The sequence below is a fragment of the Streptomyces sp. R11 genome (assembly GCF_041051905.1).
GTDB lineage: Bacteria > Actinomycetota > Actinomycetes > Streptomycetales > Streptomycetaceae > Streptomyces.
Genome location: NZ_CP163432.1, coordinates 4,100,816 through 4,122,459 on the forward strand (window position 1 = coordinate 4,100,816; position 21,644 = coordinate 4,122,459).

Here is a 21,644-nt window from a genome sequence, read left to right on the forward strand (position 1 = left end):
CTCCTCCCCGCCGGCGCCTGCCCCGCCTGATCTGCGTCCCCGCCGCGCCCATGCACGCCGCCCCGCCCCGGTGACAGCCGCCGACCTGCAGGAACTGCGCCAACCGCGCGCGCACCATGCCACCGGTCGACAGAGACTGCTGATGTGCCAAGGCCAAGGCCCGGGACAGGCACGACACCGGTGCCGCAAGCTCGCCCCGACGGCCAAGGGCCGCCGGGCCGCGATCTCGCCTAAGCCTTCTCCGCCGGCGCCCTCCCCCGCCGCACCTGCGTCCGTACCGCGCCCATGCTCGCCGCGATGACCAGGGCGATGGCCAGGGCCTGCAGGGCGGAGAGGGACTGGTTGAGGATGAGGAAGCCGGCGGTGGCGGCGACGGCCGGTTCCAGGCTCATCAGGATGGCGAAGGTCGCTGCGGGGAGGCGGCGCAGGGCGAGGAGTTCGAGGGTGTAGGGGAGGACCGAGGAGAGGATGGCCACGGCCGCGCCCAGGGCGAGGGTGACGGGGTCGAGGAGCTTTGTCCCCGATTCGGCGATGCCCAGGGGGAGGAACAGTACGGCTCCCACCCCCATCGCCAGCGCCAGGCCGTCGGCCTGGGGGAAGCGTCGGCCCGTGCGGGCGCTGAAGATGATGTAGGCAGCCCACATGGCGCCCGCAGCCAGGGCAAAGGCGACACCTATGGGGTCGAGGCTGCCGAAGCCTCCGCCGCCGAGCAGGAAGACCCCGCCGAGGGCGAGTGCGGCCCAGACGACGTTGACCGCCCGGCGCGAGGACAGCACGGAGAGGGCGAGCGGGCCGAGCACCTCGAGGGTGACCGCGGGGCCCAACGGGATGCGGGCGACAGACTGGTAGAAGAGGCCGTTCATCGCGGCCATCGTGATGCCGAAGACGACCACCGTGCCCCAGTCCGTGCGGGAGTGGCCGCGCAGCCGGGGGCGGCAGATCAGCAGCAGGACGACCGCCGCGACCAGCAGCCGCAGCGCCACCACACCGAGCGCCCCGGCCCGCGGCATCAGGCTCACCGCCAGGGCGCCGCCGAACTGCACGGAGATCCCGCCGGCGAGCACCAGCCCGACGGGCCCGAAGGAGCCCCAGCGGCGCGGGCCGCCGGGCGTCGGCTCGGGAACGGCCCGGCCGCGGGTCGGCGAGGACGTGGCGGCTGCGGCGGCGACGGCTGCGGCATCAGGGGTACTCACGGGCGTTCCAGTACTCGGCTCGGGGGACTACGGTGTTCAGCGGGCTGTACCGCACAGTCCAAGGTAGTGGACATCGTCAGGTGTGTGAACCTGTTATGCCACTGTCCCAGAGTATGGACGGGCGGGCTCCGCCGACCCCGCCGAGCTACCGCCGTGCCATGTACAGATCCAGCGCCTTGTGCAGCAGCCGGTTGAGCGGGAAGTCCCACTCCCCCAGGTACTCGACGGCCTCACCACCCGCCCCCACCTTGAACCGCAGCAGGCCCAGCAGATGGTTGGACTCCTCCAGGGTGTCCGTGATGCCGCGGAAGTCGTAGACGGCGGCGCCCAGCTCGTGGGCGTCGGACATCATGCGCCACTGCATGGCGTTGTTGGGCTGGACCTCGCGCTTGTGGCTGGTGGAGGCGCCGTAGGAGTACCAGATGTGGTCGCCGACGGTGAGCATGGTGGCGGCGGCGAGGGTGTCGCCGTCGTGGTGGGCGAGGTAGAGCCGCATCCGGTCGGGGTGCTCGGCGGTGAGCGCGGTCCACATGCGCTGGAAGTAGGGCAGGGGGCGCGGGATGAAACGGTCGCGCTCGGCGGTCTCGGCGTAGAGCTCGTAGAAGGCGGGCAGGTCCTCGTAGCCGCCGCGCACGACCTTCACTCCGGCCTTCTCGGCCTTCTTGATGTTGCGCCGCCACTGCTGGTTGAGGCCGCGGTGGATGTCGTCCAACGACCGTCCGCCGAACGGCACCTGGCACACGTACCGCGGCTGCCCGGCCGCGAAGCCCTCCTCGCCGCCCGGCTCGGCCTGCCGCCAGCCGGCCCGCCGCAGCCGTTCGGCGATGTCGAGGGCGTCCTGTTCGTACGACGTCGGCTCCGCGTCCCCCAGCCGCCGGGCGGCCGGGTCGGCGATGGCCGCCTTCACCGCCTCGGTGCTCCAGCGGCGGACGACGACGGGTGGGCCCATCTTGACCGAGAAGGCGCCCTGCCGCTTGAGGTGAGCGAGCAGCGGTTCGAGCCAGCGCTCGCACAGGTCGGGGGCGTACCAGTCGACGAGCGGGCCCTCGGGGAGGTAGGCGAGGTACTTCTTCAGCTTCGGCAGCGGGCGGTAGAGCACGAGTCCGGCCCCCACCGGCCGTCCCTCCTCGTCGAACCATCCCAGGCTCTCCGCCCGCCAGTCCGGCTTCACATCTCCCCAGGACGGGACCTGCATATGGCTCGCGGACGGGCGGGCCGCGACGAACGCGAGATGTTCGTCGCGGGAGATGGACTGGACGCGGAGGGCCATGTGCGGGACTCCCTGTGGGCGGCAGTATCGGTGTCCGGCCAGCGTATGCAGCCGTCCCCGGCCCCGCGCGCGGAGCGCCGACGCGCGCGAGCCGCCGCGCTCCCGCGTCCAGCCCAGGCCGCCGACCCACCGGGAACACCCGATCCCCGGCCGTCGAGCCCCGCCACCCCGTCCGGAGAGCACTCGCCACCCCCGGTCACCCGTCCCCCTCCAACCGCTCCGCCAGCACCTCCGCCAGATGCCGCCCCGGCACACCCGTCAGCTGCTCCAACTGCGTCCGGCAGGAGAACCCGTCCGCCAGCACCACGGCGTCCTCCCCCGCTCCCCGCACCGCCGGCAGCAACCGCTCCTCCGCACACGCCACCGACACCTCGAAGTGCCCCTTCTCGAACCCGAAGTTGCCCGCGAGTCCGCAGCAGCCGCCGCTCAGGTCCCCGGCGAGCCCGGCCGCCTCGCGCAGCCGGCGGTCGGCCGCGTCCCCCAGGACCGCGTGCTGATGGCAGTGCGTCTGTCCGACCGCCGGCCGGTCCACGCGGGGCGGCGTCCAGTCGGGAGCGTGGCGCTCCAGCGTCTCCGCGAAGGTCAGGACGCGGTCGGCCAGGAGACGGGCCCGTGGGTCGTCGTGGAGGAGCTCCGGGAGGTCGGCGCGCAGGGCGGCGGCACAGCTCGGCTCCAGGACCACGACCGGGGCGTCCGTCGCCAGCACCGGTTCCATGAGGTCGAGCGTGCGCCGCAGCACCGCGCGGGCACGGTCGAGCTGGCCGGTCGAGAGGTACGTCAACCCGCAGCAGACCCGCTCCCGACCCCGTAGGAGGGACACCGGATCCAGCGCCACGGTCACCTCCGCACCGCCGCTCCCGGGCGGCGTCGTCAGCCGCACCGTCGGCGGGAGCGCCACCCGCAGTCCGGCGGCCTCCAGCACGCGTACGGCCGACTGCCCCACGGACGGCGTGAGGTGCTCGGTGAAGGTGTCCGGCCACAGGATGACCAGGTCACCGACCGAGTCGGCGGGAGGCTTCTCCCGCCGCTCCCACCACCGGCTGAACGTCCGCGCCGCCAGCCGCGGAATCCCCCGCTCGGGAGCGATCCCGCCGAGCTGTTTCGCCACCCGGGCCAACGGCCGTACGGCGGCCAGGGCGTTGACCAGCGCCGCGGTACGCGTGCGTGCCACGATGCGCAGCCACCGGGGCAGCCGCCCCATGCTGTGGTGCGCGGCCGGGCGGCGCCGTCCCTCGTAGTGGTGGTGCAGGAACTCCGCCTTGTACGTGGCCATGTCGACCTCGACGGGACAGTCGGACCGGCACCCCTTGCAGGCCAGGCACAGATCGAGCGCGTCCCGCACCTCCGTCGACCGCCACCCGTCGGTCACCAGTTCCCCGGCGAGCATCTCGTGCAGCAGCCGGGCACGCCCGCGCGTGGAGTGCTCCTCGGCGCCGGTGGCCCTGAAGGACGGGCACATGACCGCGGGGCCGCTCGCCGACGTCGTACGGCACTTGGCGACCCCGACGCAGCGCCGTACGGCCGCCGAGAAGTCCCCGCCGTCGGCCGGGTAGCCGAAGGCGACGTCCACGGGCTTGCTCGGCAGTACGGAGAAGCGGAGGTGGGAGTCGAGGGGGGCGGGGCGCACCAGCATCCCCGGGTTGAGCAGATCATCCGGGTCCCACACCCCCTTGGCCCGCTCGAAGAGGGCGACCATCTCCTCCCCGTACATCTTCGGCAGCAGCTCGGCGCGCGCCTGCCCGTCCCCGTGCTCCCCCGACAGCGAGCCCCCGTGCGCCACGACGACCTCGGCGAGTTCCTCCGAGAAGCGCCGGAAGCGACCGACACCCGCCTCCGTCAGCAGGTCGAAGTCGATACGGACGTGGATGCAGCCGTCCCCGAAGTGCCCGTACGGCGTCCCGCGCAGCCCGTGCGCGGTCAGCAGCGCGCGGAAGTCCCGCAGATACGCCCCTAGGCGCTCGGGCGGCACCGCGCAGTCCTCCCAGCCGGGCCAGGCCTCACTGCCGTCCGGCATCCGGGTCGCCGTACCGCTCGCGTCCTCCCGGATGCGCCACAGGGCCCGCTGCCCGGCCGGATCGGTGACGACGACCGCGTCGACGACATCGGCGGCCCGCACGATCCCCTCCGCACGCGCGCGTGCCTCGCTCTCCGACTCCCCGCCCGTCTCCACGAACAGCCACGCCCCGCCCCGCGGCAGCACGGCGGAGGCCGACTCCGGCACCAGGTCCTCCGCCATGCCCTCCACGGTCAGCGGCCCGTACGGCAGCAACCCGGCCGCGGCTTCCGCGGCGGCGCTCTCGTCGGGGTACGCCAGCACGGCGAGCGCACGCGCGCGTGGCGCCTCCACCAGCCGTACGGCCGCCTCGGTGAGGATCCCGAGGGTGCCCTCGCTCCCGCAGAAGGAACGGGCGACGTCGGCGCCGTTCTCGGGCAGCAGGGCGTCGAGCGCGTATCCGGAGATACGGCGGGGCAGTTCGGGGAAGCCGGTCCGCAGCCGGGTCAGGTCCCCCTCCACCAGGTCCCGCAGCCCCTGCGGCGCACCGGCCCACCCCTGCCCGAGCCGCAACCGCTCCCCACGCCCGCTGATCACGTCCAGCTGCCGCACGCTGTCCGCGGTCGTCCCCCACGCCACCGAGTGCGAGCCGCAGGAGTTGTTGCCGATCATTCCGCCGAGCGTGCAGCGGCTGTGGGTGGAGGGGTCGGGGCCGAAGCGGAGTCCGTGCGGGGCGGCGGCATCCTGGAGCCGGTCGAGGACGAGGCCGGGCTGGACGACAGCGGTACGGGTGTCCGCGTCCAGGGACACGAGCCGGTTCATGTGCCGGGTGAAGTCCAGCACGACACCGGTGCCGGTGGCCTGTCCCGCGATCGAGGTACCTCCGCCGCGTGCCACGACCGGCACCATGTGGTCCCGGCACACCTCCAGCACGGCGGCGACGTCGTCGGCGTCCTGCGGCGCCACCACACCCAACGGGACGCGTCGGTAGTTGGACGCGTCCATGGTCGTCAACGCCCGGGAGGTGACATCGAACCCGACCTCGCCCCGGACGACGGTACGCAGCGCAGCTTCGAGATCCGTCATCCCTCCAGCAAACCAGCCGACGTCCGGCATTCCAGCCCGTCCGGCGTTTGAGGACGAGGCCGTTCAGGCCGAAGCGGGGGTCCGGGGGCGGCAGCCCCCCAGGTCCGACGCCCGCCGAAACGCCGTCTCACCCGACGGACGAGGTTTCACCAAGGTTTCCCGAAACGGCTACGCTCCCACCGTGGCTGAGATCCAGATTCCCGCTGACATCAAGCCCGCCGACGGACGTTTCGGCGCGGGCCCCTCCAAGGTGCGGACGGAAGCGCTGGACGCGCTGGCCGCCACCGGAACCTCCCTGCTCGGCACCTCCCACCGCCAGGCCCCGGTCAAGAACCTGGTCGGCCAGGTGCGCGAGGGCATCAGCGAGCTGTTCCAGCTCCCCGACGGCTACGAGGTCGTCCTCGGCAACGGCGGCTCGACCGCCTTCTGGGACATCGCGACGCACGGCCTGATCGAGAACAAGTCGCAGCACCTCACCTTCGGCGAGTTCAGCTCCAAGTTCGCCAAGGCCGCCAAGCTCGCCCCCTGGCTGGCCGAGCCGGACGTCATCTCCGCCGACCCCGGCACGCACCCGGAGCCGGTCGCCGCGGCGGGCGTCGACGTCTACGCCTTCACCCACAACGAGACCTCGACCGGCGTCGCCATGCCGATCAAGCGCGTGGCAGGTGCCGACGAGGGCTCGCTGGTCCTGGTCGACGCCACCTCCGGCGCCGGCGGCCTCCCGGTGGACGTGTCCGAGACGGACGTCTACTACTTCGCCCCGCAGAAGTCCTTCGCCTCCGACGGCGGCCTGTGGATCGGCGTCTTCTCCCCGGCCGCGATCGAGCGCGCCGAGCGCGTCCACGCATCGGGCCGCCACATCCCGGAGTTCTTCTCGCTGCCCACGGCGATCGACAACTCCCGCAAGAACCAGACGTACAACACCCCGGCCCTGGCCACCCTCTTCATGCTCAACCAGCAGCTGGAGTGGATCAACGGCCAGGGTGGCCTGGACTGGGCCGTCCGCCGCACCGCCACCTCCGCCCGCACCCTGTACGGCTGGGCCGAGGACATCAAGTACGCGAACCCGTTCGTCACCGACCCGGCCAAGCGCTCGGCGGTCATCGGCACGATCGACTTCACGGACGAGATCGACGCCGCCGCCGTCGCCAAGGTCCTGCGCGCCAACGGCATCGTCGACACCGAGCCCTACCGCAAGCTCGGCCGCAACCAGCTGCGCGTCGCGATGTTCCCGGCGATCGACCCCGCGGACGTCGAGGCGCTGACGAAGTGCGTCGACTACGTCATCGAGAAGCTGTAGTCGTTCTGCTACGACGACGAAGGGCGCCCGGCGAACACCGGGCGCCCTTCGTCGTACTCAGGCCGCGCCGAGCTCACCGAACAGGCGGAAGGTGAGGGCGTCGACCGGGCGGGCGGCGGTCGCGGTCTCCTCGCTGAAGGTGTTCACCATCATCACCACCGCCGTGCCGCTCTCCCGGCTGAACGCGGCGCAGGTGCTGAATCCGCCGGTGCCGCCGTTGTGCCAGGTCATGGTGCGGCCGTCGGGCAGCCGGCTCAGGTGCCAGCCGAGCCCGAGCCGCAGGTTCCGGTCCACCGTGAACCGGGGCCGCTGGGTCAGTTCGATGGCGTCCCGCAACGGCGAGCGCTCGGGCCGGAGTTGGGAGCACAGGAAGCGCACCATGTCATCAGCGGTGCTGTACATCGACGTCCCGGCCGCGCTGAGAACCTGGTCGTGCCAGTCAGGAACGGGCTCTCCGTCGAAATGCCCGACAGCCTTGCGGGACTCCATGTCCGGCCGCAGGGTCGTAGTGGTGTCCACCATGCCGAGCGGCGCCGCCACCCGGTGCCGCAGCATCGAGTCGACGTCGTCGAAGGCCAGCGCCTGGCCGAGCAGACCGAACCCAAGGTTCGAGTACGCGTGGACCTCACCCGGCTCGGTGCTCAGCTCCGTGCTGCGCAGTCCGGCGGCCAGGTCGTCGAGCGTGTAGTGCGCGTAGGGGTCGTACGGATCCGCCCCTGCGAGCAGGTTCGGCGGCAGGGAGGGCAGACCGGAGGTGTGGGTCGCCAGGTGGGCCAGGGTGATCCGCCGAGTCCCCTTGCGCGGTATGGGGAACCGGGCGGGCAGCACGAGTGGCGCGTCCAGGCGGGCTGCGCCCGTGCTCACGGCGCGCGCGAGTGCCGTGGCGGTGAGCGTCTTGGCTATGGAGCCGAGTTGGAACACCGTCCTGCCGTCCGGCGCCGCCCGCCCCACCGCCGCGCCCGCGCCCTCGACGTGTGTGCGCCGACCGTGGATGACTCCGCAGATCACACTGGGACTGCCTGCTGCCAGCGCCTGGTCCAGGTATCGCCTGACGAGCTTGGGCAGTGCGTCGTCGGCGGCTGCGGCGTTGCCGGGCAGCAGCGACGCGCCTGCCGCCGTCGTCGCCACGCCAAGAAACTTCCTTCGGTTCATGGATTGCTCCCCCGTCGAGATCACCAGCCGTTTCCACGAGATTACGTCATTACGTAATACCGAATCAAGCGCGATGATCCGACGACGAAGGGCACCCGGCAATCACCGGGCGCCCTCCTCGCGTACGGCCACCTTCCCTATGCGGCCGTACAGTTCACGCTCGGCGCACCCCCGCCCCCGGGCGCACCCCCGAACCCGAAGCTCACCGAACCGCCCACCGGGACCACCCCGTTGTGGACGGCGTTGGACGCGGTCACGGTCGCCCCTGTCTGGGCGTACGTCGCGTTCCACATGGACGTCACCCGCTGTGGTCCGCCCCAGGTCCAGGTCACCTTCCAGGAGTTGACCGGAGCCGTCCCCGTGTTGGTGACCTTCACCTCGGCGTTGAAACCGCCACCCCAGTCGCTGCTGACGGTGTAGACGGCGCTGCAGGCGGCCTTGCCTCCGCCGGGGTCGGGATCCGGGTCCGGGTCGGGGTCACCCCCGCCGCCGCCCGGGAATCCCGGCGCCTTGATGCTCGCCAGGTAGCCGTCCTTCACGGTGTCCACGGTCTGCCAGTCGTCCTTCAGGATCCCGCCCGTGTCACCGGAGTTGGGATTCCAGGACCAGAACGTCCAGTGGAACGAGTCCGCGCCGTACGCCGACGTCGACCGCAGGTACGTCACCAGCGCGGCCAGCCACTTCTGGTCCACCGTCGACTGGAGGGTCGTACCGAACTCGCCGAGCCAGACCGGGGCGATGTTCTGCTTGAAGAGGTAGCCCCAGTACCTGTCCCAGACGCCCGGCATGTTGTCGGGGAAGGACGGGTCGGTGAACCAGGGCTGCTGGGCCACGCTGGTGGCGTAGTCGTGGGCCGAGTACACGAGCCGGTTCGGGACGTCCAGCTGGACCGGGTACCGGGCCACGCCCATCAGGTTGCCGCCCCACCAGCCACTGACACCCTCGTACGACTGGACGCCCTCGACCATGATCAGCAGCTGCGGGTTGACGGACAGGACGGCGTTCCCGGCCCGTTGGGCCGCAAGGCGCCAGTCCCTGGTCGTGTCGCCGCAGCCCCAGCAGGCGGGGTCGTGGGGCTCGTTGTGCAGGTCGATGCCGACGACGGTCGGGGTGCCGGCGTAACGCGCCGCCAGCGCCTTGAGGTTGGCGATCCACGTCGACTCGGGCACGGACGCCGTGTACCAGAGCGCCGACTGGCCGCCCGCGTCGGGGCGATGCCGGTCGAGGACGATCTTCAGGCCGGCCTGACCGGCGTACGCCACGATCCGGTCCAGGACCTGCAGGGACGTCAGCCCCTGGAGGTCGGCATTCTTGCCGTCGGCGAAGTTGATGCCGTCCGGCATGGTGCCGGGCTTGAGGATGTCGTCACTGAAGGGCAGGCGCAGGGTGTTGTAGCCCAGCGACCTCATCTGGTCGAGCATGCTCTTGTAGTCGCGCGTCCACAGGCCGTGGACGACGTGGTTGCCGGTCTCGAAGCCGAACCAGTTGATTCCGGCGATACGGACCGGCTGCCCGGCCGCGTCCAGGATCTGCCGCCCGCTGGTGTGCCAGTAGCCGGCGCCGGCCTCGGCGGTCGCTCGAACGCCCGCCGACGCACCCGCCGCACCGGCCGACTGCGCACCGGCGCCCAGCGGTAACAGCAGAGCCACCGCGGCAGCGCACAGCGCTCTTCGCAAGCTGCGGAACATGTCCCTTGTTCCTCTCGGGAAGGCGCGGCCCCGAAACCGTTGGGAGCGCTCCCACGCACCGCGCACCTCCCAGGAAACTAACGCGCCATGGGCACGTCAAGGAGGTGCGCGGCATCCGCCCGTCCGAGTCAGCGGCTCAGCTTCTGGAACCTCCGCACCGCCAGCGGCAGGAAGATCGCCGTCAGGATCACCGGCCACACCCCCGCCATCAGCAGCGCGTGCTGCTCCACCCAGGAGTCCCCGCTCCCGGCCGGCACCCCGAACAGCTCACGGCTGGCCGCCGCCGTGGACGAGATCGGGTTCCAGGCCGCCACCCAGCCCAGCCAGTCCGGCATCAGCTGCGGCGCGACGTAGATGCTGGAGATCATCGTGAGCGGGAAGGCGACGGCGAACAGGCCGCCCGCGGCCTCCGGGTTGGGTACGAGCAGGCCCAGCCACACACCGATCCAGATCAGCGCGAACCGCAGCCACAGCAGCAGCCCGAACGCACCGAGGAAGCCGAATCCGCCGTCCGGGCGCCAGCCCATCGCGAAGGCGGTCAGCATCATGATCGCCAACTCCGCGCAGGCGGCCAGCAGATCGGTGATCCCGCGGCCGGCGACGACGGCCGACGAGGCCATGGGCATCGAACGGAAACGGTCGATGACGCCCTTCGTCGAGTCGTAGACGATGAGCGTCGCGGTGTTGATGAAGCCGAACGCCATCGTCATCACGAACATGCCCGGCATCAGGAAGTCCTTGTAGTCCCCGCCGCCGGGCACCTTCATGGCGCTGCCGAAGACATAGCCGTAGAGCAGGACGGACAGGATCGGGAAGCCCAGCTGCCAGGCGATGTTGACCGGTTGACGCTGATAGTGGGTCAGGCCGCGGCGGACGATGTTCCAGACGTCGGCGAGGGTCCAGTACAGCCGGCCGCGCGTGGCCGGGACGGTCAGGTCTACGGCGGTCATGCGACGGCCTCCTTCTCGGTCTTCTCGGTGCGGTGTCCGGTCAGGCGCAGGAAGACGTCGTCCAGGCTCGGCCTGCGCAGCCCGATGTCCTCGACCTGGACGCCCTCGTCCTGCAGCGTCCGCGCGACCTCCGTCAGGGCGGACACCCGGTCGGTGACCGAGGCGTGCACCCGCGACTCCTGCTCGTCCGCCTCGGGTTCGCCGTCCGAGACACGGGCGACCACCTTCACCACGCGCGCGATGTCGGACCGCTCGGCGACGACGACCTCGATACGGTCGCCGCCGACGAGGTTCTTCAGCCCGTCGGGGGTGTCGTCCGCGATGGCCCGGCCCTGGTCGATGACGGTGATGCGCGAGGCGAGCTTGTCGGCCTCCTCCAGGTACTGCGTGGTCAGCAGTACGGTCGTGCCGCTCGCCACCAACGCCCTCACGGAGGCCCAGACTTCACCGCGGCTGCGCGGGTCCAGTCCCGTCGTCGGCTCGTCGAGGAAGAGAACGGACGGGGCGAGGATCATCGAGGCGGCGAGGTCGAGGCGGCGCCTCATGCCACCGCTGTACTTGCCGACGCCCTTGTCGGCGGCGTCGGTCAGGTCGAACTGCTCCAGCAGCTCGACGGCCCGCAGTTTGGCCCGCTTGCCGCCGAGGTGGAAGAGCCGGCCGAACATCTCCAGGTTCTGCCGGCCGGTGAGCACCTCGTCCACGGCGGCGTACTGCCCGGTCAGCCCGATCCGTGCGCGCACCTCGCGCGGCTGCCGGGCCACGTCCAGCCCGGCCACCGTCGCCCGGCCGCCGTCCAGCCTGATCAGCGTGGACAGGATGCGTACGGCGGTGGTCTTGCCTGCGCCGTTCGGGCCGAGCAGGCCGTGCACCGTCCCCTCGCGGACGGCCAGGTCGAAGCCGTCGAGGGCACGCTTCTCGCCGTACCGCTTCTCCAGCCCCTCGGCCCGCACCGCGTAGCCGTCTCCGCCGTGTCCGTCGTCGCCCATGGGTCCCCCTCTCGATAGCCGAGCATCGCTAACTGAGTACACCGTACCCGATTACGCGTACACCGTACCCAATTTTTTTCGGAGGACTTAAGGTGAAGTGCATGACGAGCGGCAAGGGCGGCACCAGCGGTACGCAGACCAGCGGCAGCGGCGACATCGCGCGCACGATGGAGCTGCTGTGGGACACCGGCCGACGCCCGAGCCGGGGGCCCAAGCCGACCCTCACACTGGACCAGATCGTGGAAGCGGGCGTCCGGGTCGCGGACGCCGAGGGCCTGGAGTCGGTGTCCATGCGCCGCATCGCCACCGAGCTGGGCACGGGCACGATGTCGCTGTACCGCTACGTCCCCGGCAAGGCCGAGCTGCTCGACCTGATGCTGGACCGCGTCCAGCGCCCCTCGGAGAACCCGGCCGACCTCGGTGACGCCGGCTGGCGCTCGGCCCTGGAGGCCCTGGGTCGTGCGACCCTCGACCTCTACCGCCGCCACCCCTGGCTGCTCCAGGTCAACCAGTCCCGCCCGATCCTCGGTCCGAGCGCCCTCGACGGCATGGAGAAGGTCCTCGACCGCATCAAGCCGATGGGCCTGACCGATCCCGAGCTGATCTCCGCGATCATCATGATCGACGGCTACGTCGTCGGCGCCGCGCGCACCCAGCTGTACGCGCAGGAGGCGGAGCGCCGCACGGGCCTGACCGACACGGAGTTCTGGGAGGCCCAGGCCCCGATGCTGGAGAAGATCATGGCCTCCGGCCGCTACCCGCTGCTCGCCTCACTCGACGAGAACACCTGGGGCAACGAGTTCGACCACTTCGAGTTCGGCCTGCAACGGATCCTGGACGGACTCGAGGTCTTGGTCGCCCGGCGCGCCGGAACGGCCGGCGGGGCCGACAGCGAAGTGAAGGGGCAGCTCTAGGGACGCGCCATCGACGGCTCCGGCAGGCCCGGCAGGGCTTCGTGTCCAGCGAGGCTGAGCCTGACGCGGGTGTGGTCTTCCGCCTCGACGAACACCTGTTGCCCCCAGTGGGCGGTGAGGCGGTGCGCGACGGCGACCAGGCGGCGGCGGTCCTCCAGCGTGTACGCCGGGAAGCGCACCCAGCCCTGGTCGGCGATCCGGTTGCCGAGTTCGCTGAACAGGACCGACCGGACGCGCTGCTCTTCCTCGTCGGTGAGCGGCATGATGATGCTCTCGCTCTCCGCGGGCCGCGACCGGACGTTGTAGAGATCTCGAATCACGGCGCGGCTCGCAATCTGCTCGGGTCCGTTGGTCAAGGTCCGTTGCGCAGGGTCCATTTCGCGCGAGCTTGCCCACCGCGCGTCCTGTCGGCAGCCCCAGGGCGAGGCTGGGCCGACGGCTCCGCGAGCATGGCGATGAAGCTCAGGAGGCCCGCGGGGACGGCGACCAGGACGGCGTACCCGACCCGGTCGGCCACCCTCTGCCGCCGCGAGGGTTCCCGGCGGTGCTGCTCGCCGCGTCGGTCGCCCCGCGCGGCTTGATCGCCTGGTACGCGAAGAGGCACCGTGCTGCCCGCGCACCGTGAGCCGGACGGTGAGCCGGCCGGTGTGCACATCGCCCATGTACTTCCACTCGGAGCCCTTCTTGACCACCCGCGTGCGGTACTCCAGGGGGTAGGCGCGCAGCAACTTCTCGCACACCCTGAGCCGCGACCCACGCCCCAGCCGAGGCAACAGGAAGATCAGCACGAACATCCCGGCCGGGACGCCGAACACGGGCGGCGCGGCGTCGTACCCGCCCCAGTGCGCCACGAACGGCACCCGCGATCAGCCCGGCAGCGAGCGCAAGGCGCGCGGCGGTGTGCCGGTGGAGCAGCGTGCGGTTGTGTCTGAGCGCCTGGGCGATGTCGGGTGCCACGGGTGGGCTGTCCATGCTGAGCGCGAGGATCCTTCGAGCAAGATCGGCGGCCGGGGCCGGGTGACGTTATCGGGGCCCGTCTGCCCGTTCACCGATCGTGCGTGCTCTCCCTCATCCCCTCCGCAAGAGCCGCCGCAACCCGAACACGACCACACACGCGACGACCACGGCGATGGCACCGACCTTCAGATCGCCGGTCCGCCCGTTGTCCCCGCCGTCGTCGGACGAGGCCGAACCGCCGCCGCCCGAAGAGGAGTCGGAGGGGCCGGTGTCCCCGGGGGCGTCGTTCGCGACGACGGAGCTTCCGGCGCCCTCGCTGCCGAGCATGAGCTTGGTGCCGTCCGTCGAGTAGCTGGCGGACTCGCCCTGCCCGAGGGGCACGCTGATGCGCTCCAGCCGCTTGAGCTTGCCGCCGTTCCAGTCGTAGGCGACGCCGCCGAAGTAGCCGCGTACGGCGAGGGTCTTGCCGTCCGGGGAGAAGGCCGCGTCGGTGGCCCACATGTCGACGGGGACGGCGGGCTTGAAGACGTTCGTGCCGGAGGCGGAGAGCTCGGCCGGGCCCTCGTACAGGTGCCCGCCGTCCTCCTGCTTGTCGATGATGTAGACGCGGCCGGTCTTGGGGTGCACGACGAGCGACTCGGCGTCACGGGTGCCGTCGGAGTACTTCACCACGTACTGCGTGGCACGGATCGCCTGGTCCTTCAGCGTCTTGGGCTCGGGGAGGCGGTAGACCCACACATAGGGCCACTGCACACCGTCGTTGTCGCCGATGTCGCCGACGTAGAGCTGGTTGTCCGGGCCCATGGAGATCGCCTCCACGTCCCGCGGGGTGCCCACCCCGGTCATGGTGATCGTCGCGACCGTCTCGCCGGTCCTGCTGTCCACCGCGTAGAGGAAGGCGCCCGTGTCCTGGTCGTTGTGCGTCCAGTAGATGCCGGGGTGCTGTCGCGACGCGGCGAGGCCGCTGGACTCCGTGATGCGCGGGTCCTTGATCGTGAAGTCCTCGTCGCCGTCGGCGGCTGAGGCGGGCAGGGTGAGCGCACCGGTGAGGAGGACCCCGGCGAGAATGGCGAGCGGTCGACGCATGCCCCAAGCCTGCCATTCGGCCAGACCGTTCGGAGGCCGGGTCGGCGGGGGCGGCCCTGGGATGTGGGGGCGTGTCGGGCTTCACACCCCGCCCGGCCATACCGATGGGTAGCGATCGTCCATCATGAGCGGATGCTCAGGTTCATGCCCGTCGGCGACTCCCAGACCATCGGCAGCGCCGGCGAACACACGTGGCGCTACCGCATGTGGCAGCACCTGCGTGAGACGTACGGCGGCCCCTTCGCCCTCGTCGGCCCGCGCGAGACGCTGCACGACAAGGCGACGGACTCCCCCACCTCGTACGAGTACGCCGACCCCGACTTCCCCCGTGCGCACCTCGCCGGCTGGGGCGAGGGCTGGCTGCACATGGCGCCGGTGATCGGCGAGGCGGTGCGGTCGTGCCGGGCGGATGTGCTGCTGGTGTCGCTGGGCCTGATCGACCTCGGCTTCTACACGAACGCCGAGCAGACGGCGGAGAACGCCCGCAACTTCGTGGCCGAGGCGCGGTCCGCGAACCCCCGGGTGCGGATCGTCGTGCTGCCTGTGATCCCGAACGTCCGCGCCGAGTCGGAGGCGTCCTTCGCCGCCGAGGTCAGCCGTTTCAACGAGCTGCTGGCGAAGACGGTCGCCGACCTGGACGAGCCGCGCTCGCCGCTGCTCCTGGCGTCGCCTCCCCCGTCGTACGACATCAATCTCGACACGTACGACGGCACCCACCCGAACGCGAGCGGCGAGCACAAGATCGCGGAGGCCTTCGCGGAGGCGATGTACCAGGCGTGGGACCTGGGCGAGCCCTACGAGGTCTGACGCTCGATCGCCCGGACGAGGTGGTCGGCGCAGGGGCGCACGCCGGGGCGGACGTCGTCACCCCAGCGCTCCTCCTCGTCACCCAGGTAGATGGCACGGGCGTGCGCGAGGACGGGACGGTGTTCGGCGGGGAGCCGGGCGAGCGCCCAGTCGGCGGCGGCGTCCTTCGAGCGGATCGCCCCGGTGGCGAGGGTGGTCCAGATCCGGGCGAGGGTGAGCAGGACGTTGCGGGTGTCGGTGTCCAACTCCGCGAGCAGGTCGGGGACTCCGGCGGTGATCGCACTCCTGAGGTCTGCGGGTGGGACGGGGGCGAGGAGGTCGGCGGGCGGGGGGCCGTACAGCGGTGCGTCGGCGAGAAGCACCATGGTCAGGAGGGGCGCGAGGTCGGGCATGGGCTCGGGCCCGGGGACGGTCCCCCGCTCGTACTCGTCCCGCAGCCACTCCCCGTACAGGAACTCGCAGATGGGCGGATAACGCCACGGCCGTACGTCGTCCTGTACGACGACGATGAGCTCGACGGGGCGGGTGGCTCCACCGGACACCTTCAGCAACTCCTCGACGAGAACGCGGCGTTGTGCGTGGGTGGTCGGTTCGCTCACGACGACCAGGACGTCGATGTCACTGTGCGGGCGCAGGCCGCCGAGGGTGGCGGAGCCGTGGAGGTAGATGCCTAGGAGGCTGGTGCCGAAGGTGTGGCGGAGGAAGGGAAGGAGGGGGGCCTCTGGGGCCTGCATGTGAGCTTCATCTCCGTGTCACGGTCACTGTGCGTATCGTTGGAGTGCGCGGCTGCATCTGTCCGTGGGGCAGCCGGGTAGGAGCGCCACGATGACCGTCCTTGAAGACAGGATCAAGACATCGGCCGCAAACGACTACGGCCGAAAGAAACTCGCGTACGCGGAGGCCGAGGTCCCTGTCTACGTGATCGCCGACCCGTACCAGGGACGCTGCCACGTCTACACCGTCCCCAAGGACGGCACCTACGCCACCGAGACCCGGGTCGACTTCGGTACCGACGTCGACCTGACCGGCACGGTGGTCGACCTCGTCCTCAAGACCGAGGACTTCCCCCGCGACCGATGAAAAGCTGTGGGCCATGGCCGTCATCCACCACACCACCCTCAAACCGACCAAGCTCGAACTGCTCGCCTCCTGGCTGCCCACCCGCCCCTGGTACGTCGGCGCCGGTGAACCGGAGTTGACCAAGGCCGGCGGATTCCGGCTGGACGACCCCGCGGGCGAGGTCGGAATCGAGTTCATGGTCGCCACGGATGCCTCCGGCGCCCAACCGGTCCACTACCTCGTGCCGCTCAGCTATCGCGGCGCCCCCCTCGACGGCGCCGACCACGCCCTCGTCGGCACCATGGAGCACGGCGTGCTGGGGCAGCGCTGGGCCTACGACGGCTGCCACGACCCTGTGCTGGTAGACCGGTTGCTGGCCCTGATCGAGGGCCGGGCCCAGGCGCAGGCCCAGAGCATCAGCGACGCGCCCGACCGGGAGGTCACCCGCTCCTACACGGGTGAGGGCTCCCCGTCCGCAGCCGCCCGCACCGCCACGGCGACCGACGACCAGGACGGCACTGAGCTGCGCACGTCCGACGGCACAGTCGTGCTCCGCCTCCACCGGGTCCTGCGCCCCGCCGTGCAGGCCCCTCAGGACGCGGACGGTCACATCACCGGCGCCTGGCAGCTGCCGGACGGCACCAGAGCACGCGCCGTGTTCGCCGCCCTGCACACCACCCATCGGGACCTTGCCTAGAGCGCACTCCACGCGGCTAGCGTGCACTTCATGAAGTACACGCAGCTCGGACGCACGGGACTCAAGGTCAGCCGGCTCGTCCTCGGCACCATGAACTTCGGTCCGCAGACCGACGAGGCGGACAGTCACGCGATCATGGACGCGGCGCTGGACGCCGGCATCAACTACTTCGACACGGCGAACGTGTACGGCTGGGGCGAGAACAAGGGCCGTACCGAAAGCATCATCGGCACCTGGTTCGCGAAGGGCGAGCGGCGCGACAAGGTCGTCCTCGCGACCAAGGTGTACGGCAACATGGGCACGGAAGGCGAGCCGTGGCCCAACCACGACAAGCTGTCGGCCCTCAACATCCGGCGCGCCGTGGACGCCTCGCTCAAGCGGCTGCAGACCGACTACATCGACGTCTACCAGTTCCACCACATCGACCGCGCCACTCCCTTCGAGGAGATCTGGCAGGCGATCGACGTCCTCGTCCAGCAGGGCAAGATCCTGTACGTCGGCTCCAGCAACTTCCCGGGGTACAAGATCGCCCAGGCCAACGAGATCGCGGCGAAGCGCCACGGCACCATCGGCCTCGTCAGCGAGCAGTGCCTCTACAACCTCTTCGAGCGCCGCGCCGAGATGGAGGTCATCCCGGCCGCGCAGGACTACGGCCTCGGCGTCATCCCGTGGTCGCCGCTGCACGGCGGGCTGCTCGGCGGCGTCATCAGGAAGGAGGTCGAGGGCGGGCGGCGCAGCTCCGGGCGGGCCGCCGAAGTCCTCGCCGACCCGGCCGTACGCGCGAAGATCCAGGCGTACGAGGACCTGCTCGACAAGCACGGCCTGGAGCCCGGCGAGGCCGCCCTGGCCTGGCTGCTCACCCGGCCGGGCGTGACCGGCCCGATCGTCGGCCCGCGTACCGCCGAGCAGCTGGAGTCCGCGCTGCGGGCGGCCGAGCTCGAGCTGAGCGAGGAACTGCTGGCGGGGCTGGACGAGATCTTCCCTGGTCCGGGGCCGTCTCCGGAGGCCTTCGCCTGGTAGCAGTCACCGGGGGCGCAGCGGCGCTCGGCTGCCTACGCGTATCGCCTACCTGCCGAGCGCCGCCGCCAGCGCCACCACGACGAACATCAGCACAAGCACACCGGCCATGATCCGGTTCCTGGTTTTCGGGTTCACGGGTCCGAGCCTAACCGGCGCCTCCGAGCTGCCGGCGGGCGACCGCCTCGTACCGGGGCTGCTCGCCCGCCACCCCGGACGTCGGCAGGTGGCTGCGTACCAGCGCCAGCTCGTCCACCGTCCAGGTGCGGCTCGTGAATGCGTCGAGGGCCGCGACGTACGGCCGTACGTCCACCGCCGACCGGCTCCTCGCGACCGTCAGGTGAGGCTTGTAGCGCCGGTGCTCCCCCATCGGCACTCCGGCCTTGCGCGCCGCCGCCTCACTCCGGTCCGCCAGCAGCCGCAGGGTCGCCAGGTCCCCCTCCGCGCCCGCCCACAGCGCCCGCCCGTGCCCGAACTGGCCACCGCCGCGCAGCGCCAGCCGGAAGGGGGCCGTACGGTGCGCGACGCGCTCCAGGCGGGCCGACAGGTCCGGTACGAGGTCGTCGTCGACCTCGCCGTAGAAGGCGAGCGTGAAGTGCCAGCCGGGGCGGCCGGTCCAGCGCAGCGCGTCCGCGCCGGGCAGCTTCTTCAACTCGGCGACCTCGGTGGCCAGTTCCCGGGCCACGTCCTCGGGTGGCAGCACGGCGGCGAAGAGTCTCATGGGTCCAGCCTGGCACCATGACCGGATGACGATCACCATCAGAGAAGGCGGACCCGACGACCTCCCGGTGATACTCGGCATGCTCGACAGCTGTGTCGAATGGCTGGTCTCACAGGGGCGCACGGGGCAGTGGGGGACGAAGCCGCTGTCGGAGAGCGCGAGGACCGTGGAGTCGGTCACGCGGAGCACGGCAGGTGGCGAGGTCTTCATCGCCGAGGTCGACGGCGCGCCGGCCGCCACCCTCACCCTGGCCGACTCGCCCGGCCCCTCCCTGGCCCATCTCCCCTCGCCCGGCGAGCCCGAGCGGTACATCCACTGGCTCGCCTCCGACCGCCGCTTCAAGGGCCACGGCGCGGGCAGCGCCCTGCTCGCGCACGCCGCCGAGGTGACCCGACGGGCGGGCGTCTCGCTGCTGCGGGTGGACTGCTACGCGGGCGACGACGGCAAGCTCGTCCGCTACTACGAGAGCCACGGCTTCGTCCGCACCGAGACCTACCGGGGGACGGACGACTGGCCGGGGCAGGTGCTGGCCCGCCGGGTCTGAACGCCGGCAGGGGCGGGGCCCGCAGGCACCCGCCCCTCAAGTCGCCGTCAGGCAGCCGTGGCCAACTGCTCCCGCTCCCGCGGCACGAACCGCACCTGCGGATGCCCGTGGTTCCAGCCCACCGACAGCCGCAGGCCGCCGACGCGCGCCAGGACCAGTCCGATCGTCACGGCGGCGACGGCCGTGATCGCGCCGCCCACCGCCAGGCCCGCCCGCACGCCGTACGCGTCCGTGACCCAGCCGGCGATCGGTGCGCCCAGGGGTGCGCCGCCCATGAACACCATCATGTAAAGAGCCATCACCCGGCCCCGCATGCTCGGGTCGGTGGCCATCTGGATGCTGCTGTTGGCGGTGACGTTGACCGTCATGCCGAACATTCCTATCGGGGCCATGAGCAGGGCGAACAGCCACAGGGACGGGGCGAGAGCTGCCACGATCTCCATCGTGCCGAAGGCCACCGCACCCGCGACCAGCACCCGCATCCGGGCCGTACCGCGCCGGGCCGCGAGCAGCGCGCCGGCCAGGGAGCCGACCGCCATCAGGGTGTTGAAGAGGCTGTAGGAGCCGGCGCCCGCGTGGAAGACGTCGTCGGCGAAGGCCGACAGGTACACGGGGAAGTTGAAGCCGAAGGTGCTGACGAACCCGGCGAGGACGATGGTCCACATCAGCTCCGGCCGCCCGGCGACATACCGCAGCCCCTCCCGGAGCTGCCCCTTGCCGCGCGGCGCCCGCTCGACGACGTACAGCTCACGGTCCCGCATCAGCAGCAGGCCCGCGAGCGGCGCGACGAAGGACAGGCCGTTGGCGAGGAACGCCCAGCCGGTGCCGACGCCGGTGATCATCAGGCCGGCCACGGCGGGGCCGACCAGGCGGGCCGACTGGAAGTTCGCCGAGTTCAGGCTGACCGCGTTCTGCAGCTGGTCCGGGCCGACCATCTCGGAGACGAACGACTGCCGGGCAGGGTTGTCGACGACGGTCGCCAGACCGACGACGAAGGCGGCCAGGTAGACATGCCAGACCTGGACGTGCCCGGAGAGGGTGAGGACGGCCAGCGCGATGCCGGTGACGGCCATCGACGTCTGTGTGACGAGCAGCGTGCGGCGCTTGGGCAGACGGTCCACGAGGACGCCGCCGTAGAGGCCGAAGAGCAGCATCGGCAGGAACTGCAGGGCCGTCGTGATGCCGACGGCGGTTGCGGAGCCGGTGAGGCTGAGCACCAGCCAGTCCTGCGCGATGCGCTGCATCCAGGTGCCGGTGTTGGAGACGACCTGGCCGAGGAAGAAGAGGCGGTAGTTCCTGACCTTCAGCGAGCTGAACATCGAGGACTTGCGGGGCCCCGGGGCGGGCGGGGAGTCGTGGGTGGTCGGTGCGGGGGCGGAGTCTGCTCCGGATCCCGTACTCAAAAGGGTTCGCCTCCTCTTGGCTGCTTACAGGTGTGCGAGCTTCTCCAGCACGGGGGCGGCGGCGCGCAGTTTCGCCCACTCGTCCTCGTCGAGACCCTCGACCAGGGTGGCCAGGAAGGCGTTGCGCTTACGGCGGCTCTCCTCGAGCATCGCCTCGGCCTGCTCGGTCTTCGTGACGACCTTCTGGCGCCGGTCCTCCGGGTGCGGCTCCAGCCGGACCAGTCCCTTGGCCTCCAGCAGGGCGACGATACGGGTCATCGACGGCGGCTGGACGTGCTCCTTGCGGGCGAGCTCACCGGGGGTGGCCTTGCCGCAGAGGGAGAGGGTGCCCAGCACCGACATCTCGGTGGGGCTCAGCGACTCGTCGACCCGCTGGTGCTTGAGCCGGCGCGACAGTCGCATGACAGCGGAGCGCAGGGAGTTCACGGCGGCAGCGTTGTCGCCATGGGTAAGGTCCGACATGTTCTTTAGCGTAACTCATTACCCTCGCTAAAGACCACCAGGAGCACGCATGGATGCCCGTGAGCCGGGCCACTGAAGCGTGACATCACTCATATGGGTGATCCGGCAGCGGAACGTGACACACCGCACCGAAGAGTGCCGCGACCCTCGTGGTCATGGGGACCAGCGTGCTCAGCCTGCGAATAGACCATGAGCTGCTCGAACGGCTCCGACAGCATGCCGCGAAAAGAGGAATGAGCGTCCAGGACTATGTGGTCCGAACGCTCATCCGCGATGACTTCGACGAACGGTTCCAGGCCGCCGTGGAAGAGACAGAGAAGTTCTACGGGCGCATGTGAGCAACGGGCCCACGTGGGAGT

20 protein-coding genes and 1 pseudogene are annotated in these 21,644 nt (G+C 71.0%); 8 read left to right on the forward strand and 13 right to left on the reverse strand.

From position 1 onward, the window contains the following. Positions 1-230: 230 nt before the first annotated feature. The 3 genes from AB5J55_RS18630 to AB5J55_RS18640 form a co-directional block, all read right to left on the reverse strand. On the reverse strand, positions 231-1,193 hold the full coding sequence (locus AB5J55_RS18630; RefSeq protein ID WP_369271772.1) for a DMT family transporter: 963 nt from the start codon (positions 1,191-1,193) through the stop codon (positions 231-233). A 145-nt stretch (positions 1,194-1,338) separates the two neighbouring features. Continuing rightward, positions 1,339-2,463, reverse strand: a complete 1,125-nt coding sequence (locus tag AB5J55_RS18635; protein ID WP_369271773.1) for a lipid II:glycine glycyltransferase FemX — start codon at positions 2,461-2,463, stop codon at positions 1,339-1,341. A 196-nt stretch (positions 2,464-2,659) separates the two neighbouring features. Continuing rightward, a complete protein-coding gene (locus AB5J55_RS18640) occupies positions 2,660-5,542 on the reverse strand; it encodes an FAD-binding and (Fe-S)-binding domain-containing protein (RefSeq protein ID WP_369271774.1) in 2,883 nt (960 codons plus the stop codon). Positions 5,543-5,723: 181 nt separating this feature from the next. Here AB5J55_RS18640 and serC point away from each other — a divergent pair, with 181 nt between their 5' ends. Next, positions 5,724-6,842, forward strand: a complete 1,119-nt coding sequence (gene serC, locus AB5J55_RS18645; RefSeq protein WP_328880914.1) for a phosphoserine transaminase — start codon at positions 5,724-5,726, stop codon at positions 6,840-6,842. A gap of 57 nt (positions 6,843-6,899) precedes the next feature. Here serC and AB5J55_RS18650 read toward each other — a convergent pair whose 3' ends face one another. From AB5J55_RS18650 to AB5J55_RS18665, 4 genes are all read right to left on the reverse strand, one after another. Continuing rightward, a complete protein-coding gene (locus tag AB5J55_RS18650; RefSeq protein ID WP_369271775.1) occupies positions 6,900-7,994 on the reverse strand; it encodes a serine hydrolase domain-containing protein in 1,095 nt (364 codons plus the stop codon). Between the two features lie 137 nt (positions 7,995-8,131). Continuing rightward, positions 8,132-9,682, reverse strand: a complete 1,551-nt coding sequence (locus tag AB5J55_RS18655) for a cellulase family glycosylhydrolase (RefSeq protein ID WP_369271776.1) — start codon at positions 9,680-9,682, stop codon at positions 8,132-8,134. A 128-nt stretch (positions 9,683-9,810) separates the two neighbouring features. Next, positions 9,811-10,632 carry an ABC transporter permease gene (locus AB5J55_RS18660; protein ID WP_369271777.1) on the reverse strand — a complete coding sequence of 274 codons (822 nt, stop codon included), beginning with the start codon at positions 10,630-10,632 and terminating at the stop codon, positions 9,811-9,813. Further along, a complete protein-coding gene (locus AB5J55_RS18665; protein ID WP_369271778.1) occupies positions 10,629-11,618 on the reverse strand; it encodes an ATP-binding cassette domain-containing protein in 990 nt (329 codons plus the stop codon). Before AB5J55_RS18665 ends, AB5J55_RS18660 begins: the two co-directional genes overlap by 4 nt. Before the next feature lie 101 nt (positions 11,619-11,719). Between AB5J55_RS18665 and AB5J55_RS18670 the strand changes: the two genes are divergently transcribed. Continuing rightward, a complete protein-coding gene (locus tag AB5J55_RS18670) occupies positions 11,720-12,532 on the forward strand; it encodes a TetR/AcrR family transcriptional regulator (RefSeq protein WP_369271779.1) in 813 nt (270 codons plus the stop codon). Here the strand turns inward: AB5J55_RS18670 and AB5J55_RS18675 are convergent. Continuing rightward, entirely contained in the window at positions 12,529-12,888 is a 360-nt protein-coding gene (locus AB5J55_RS18675; RefSeq protein WP_369271781.1) for a hypothetical protein, read from the reverse strand. The genes AB5J55_RS18670 and AB5J55_RS18675 overlap by 4 nt on opposite strands. Positions 12,889-13,600: 712 nt before the next feature. Beyond that, on the reverse strand, positions 13,601-14,575 hold the full coding sequence (locus tag AB5J55_RS18680; protein ID WP_369271782.1) for a WD40 repeat domain-containing protein: 975 nt from the start codon (positions 14,573-14,575) through the stop codon (positions 13,601-13,603). 132 nt (positions 14,576-14,707) lie between these two features. Here AB5J55_RS18680 and AB5J55_RS18685 point away from each other — a divergent pair, with 132 nt between their 5' ends. Then, positions 14,708-15,382, forward strand: a complete 675-nt coding sequence (locus tag AB5J55_RS18685; RefSeq protein WP_369271783.1) for an SGNH/GDSL hydrolase family protein — start codon at positions 14,708-14,710, stop codon at positions 15,380-15,382. Here AB5J55_RS18685 and AB5J55_RS18690 read toward each other — a convergent pair. Continuing rightward, positions 15,370-16,116 carry an aminoglycoside adenylyltransferase family protein gene (locus AB5J55_RS18690; protein WP_369271784.1) on the reverse strand — a complete coding sequence of 249 codons (747 nt, stop codon included), beginning with the start codon at positions 16,114-16,116 and terminating at the stop codon, positions 15,370-15,372. The two genes, AB5J55_RS18685 and AB5J55_RS18690, sit on opposite strands and share 13 nt — an antisense overlap. 115 nt (positions 16,117-16,231) lie before the next feature. Here AB5J55_RS18690 and AB5J55_RS18695 point away from each other — a divergent pair. The 3 genes and pseudogenes from AB5J55_RS18695 to AB5J55_RS18705 form a co-directional block, all read left to right on the forward strand. Then, positions 16,232-16,462 (forward strand): annotated as a pseudogene (locus tag AB5J55_RS18695) (Uma2 family endonuclease); the annotation flags it as partial. Positions 16,463-16,475: 13 nt separating this feature from the next. Next, entirely contained in the window at positions 16,476-17,138 is a 663-nt protein-coding gene (locus tag AB5J55_RS18700) for a 1,4-alpha-glucan branching protein (protein WP_369271785.1), read from the forward strand. Positions 17,139-17,168: 30 nt separating this feature from the next. Beyond that, positions 17,169-18,158: an aldo/keto reductase gene (locus AB5J55_RS18705; RefSeq protein ID WP_369271786.1), complete on the forward strand. Its 990-nt coding sequence runs from the start codon at positions 17,169-17,171 to the stop codon at positions 18,156-18,158. Positions 18,159-18,303: 145 nt separating this feature from the next. Here AB5J55_RS18705 and thpR read toward each other — a convergent pair whose 3' ends face one another. Continuing rightward, positions 18,304-18,876, reverse strand: coding sequence for an RNA 2',3'-cyclic phosphodiesterase (gene thpR, locus AB5J55_RS18710; RefSeq protein ID WP_369271787.1), 573 nt, complete (start codon positions 18,874-18,876; stop codon positions 18,304-18,306). A 25-nt stretch (positions 18,877-18,901) separates the two neighbouring features. On the opposite strand from thpR, the gene AB5J55_RS18715 reads away from it, so the two are divergent. After that, positions 18,902-19,420 carry an N-acetyltransferase family protein gene (locus AB5J55_RS18715; RefSeq protein WP_369271788.1) on the forward strand — a complete coding sequence of 173 codons (519 nt, stop codon included), beginning with the start codon at positions 18,902-18,904 and terminating at the stop codon, positions 19,418-19,420. A gap of 47 nt (positions 19,421-19,467) precedes the next feature. Here AB5J55_RS18715 and AB5J55_RS18720 read toward each other — a convergent pair whose 3' ends face one another. Continuing rightward, entirely contained in the window at positions 19,468-20,823 is a 1,356-nt protein-coding gene (locus AB5J55_RS18720) for an MFS transporter (protein ID WP_369271789.1), read from the reverse strand. A gap of 24 nt (positions 20,824-20,847) precedes the next feature. Continuing rightward, the gene (locus tag AB5J55_RS18725; protein ID WP_328426930.1) at positions 20,848-21,285 is read right to left on the reverse strand and encodes a MarR family transcriptional regulator; all 438 of its coding nucleotides are present in this window, start codon (positions 21,283-21,285) and stop codon (positions 20,848-20,850) included. Between the two features lie 155 nt (positions 21,286-21,440). Between AB5J55_RS18725 and AB5J55_RS18730 the strand changes: the two genes are divergently transcribed. Further along, positions 21,441-21,623, forward strand: a complete 183-nt coding sequence (locus tag AB5J55_RS18730; RefSeq protein WP_369271790.1) for a CopG family antitoxin — start codon at positions 21,441-21,443, stop codon at positions 21,621-21,623. Positions 21,624-21,644: the final 21 nt, after the last annotated feature.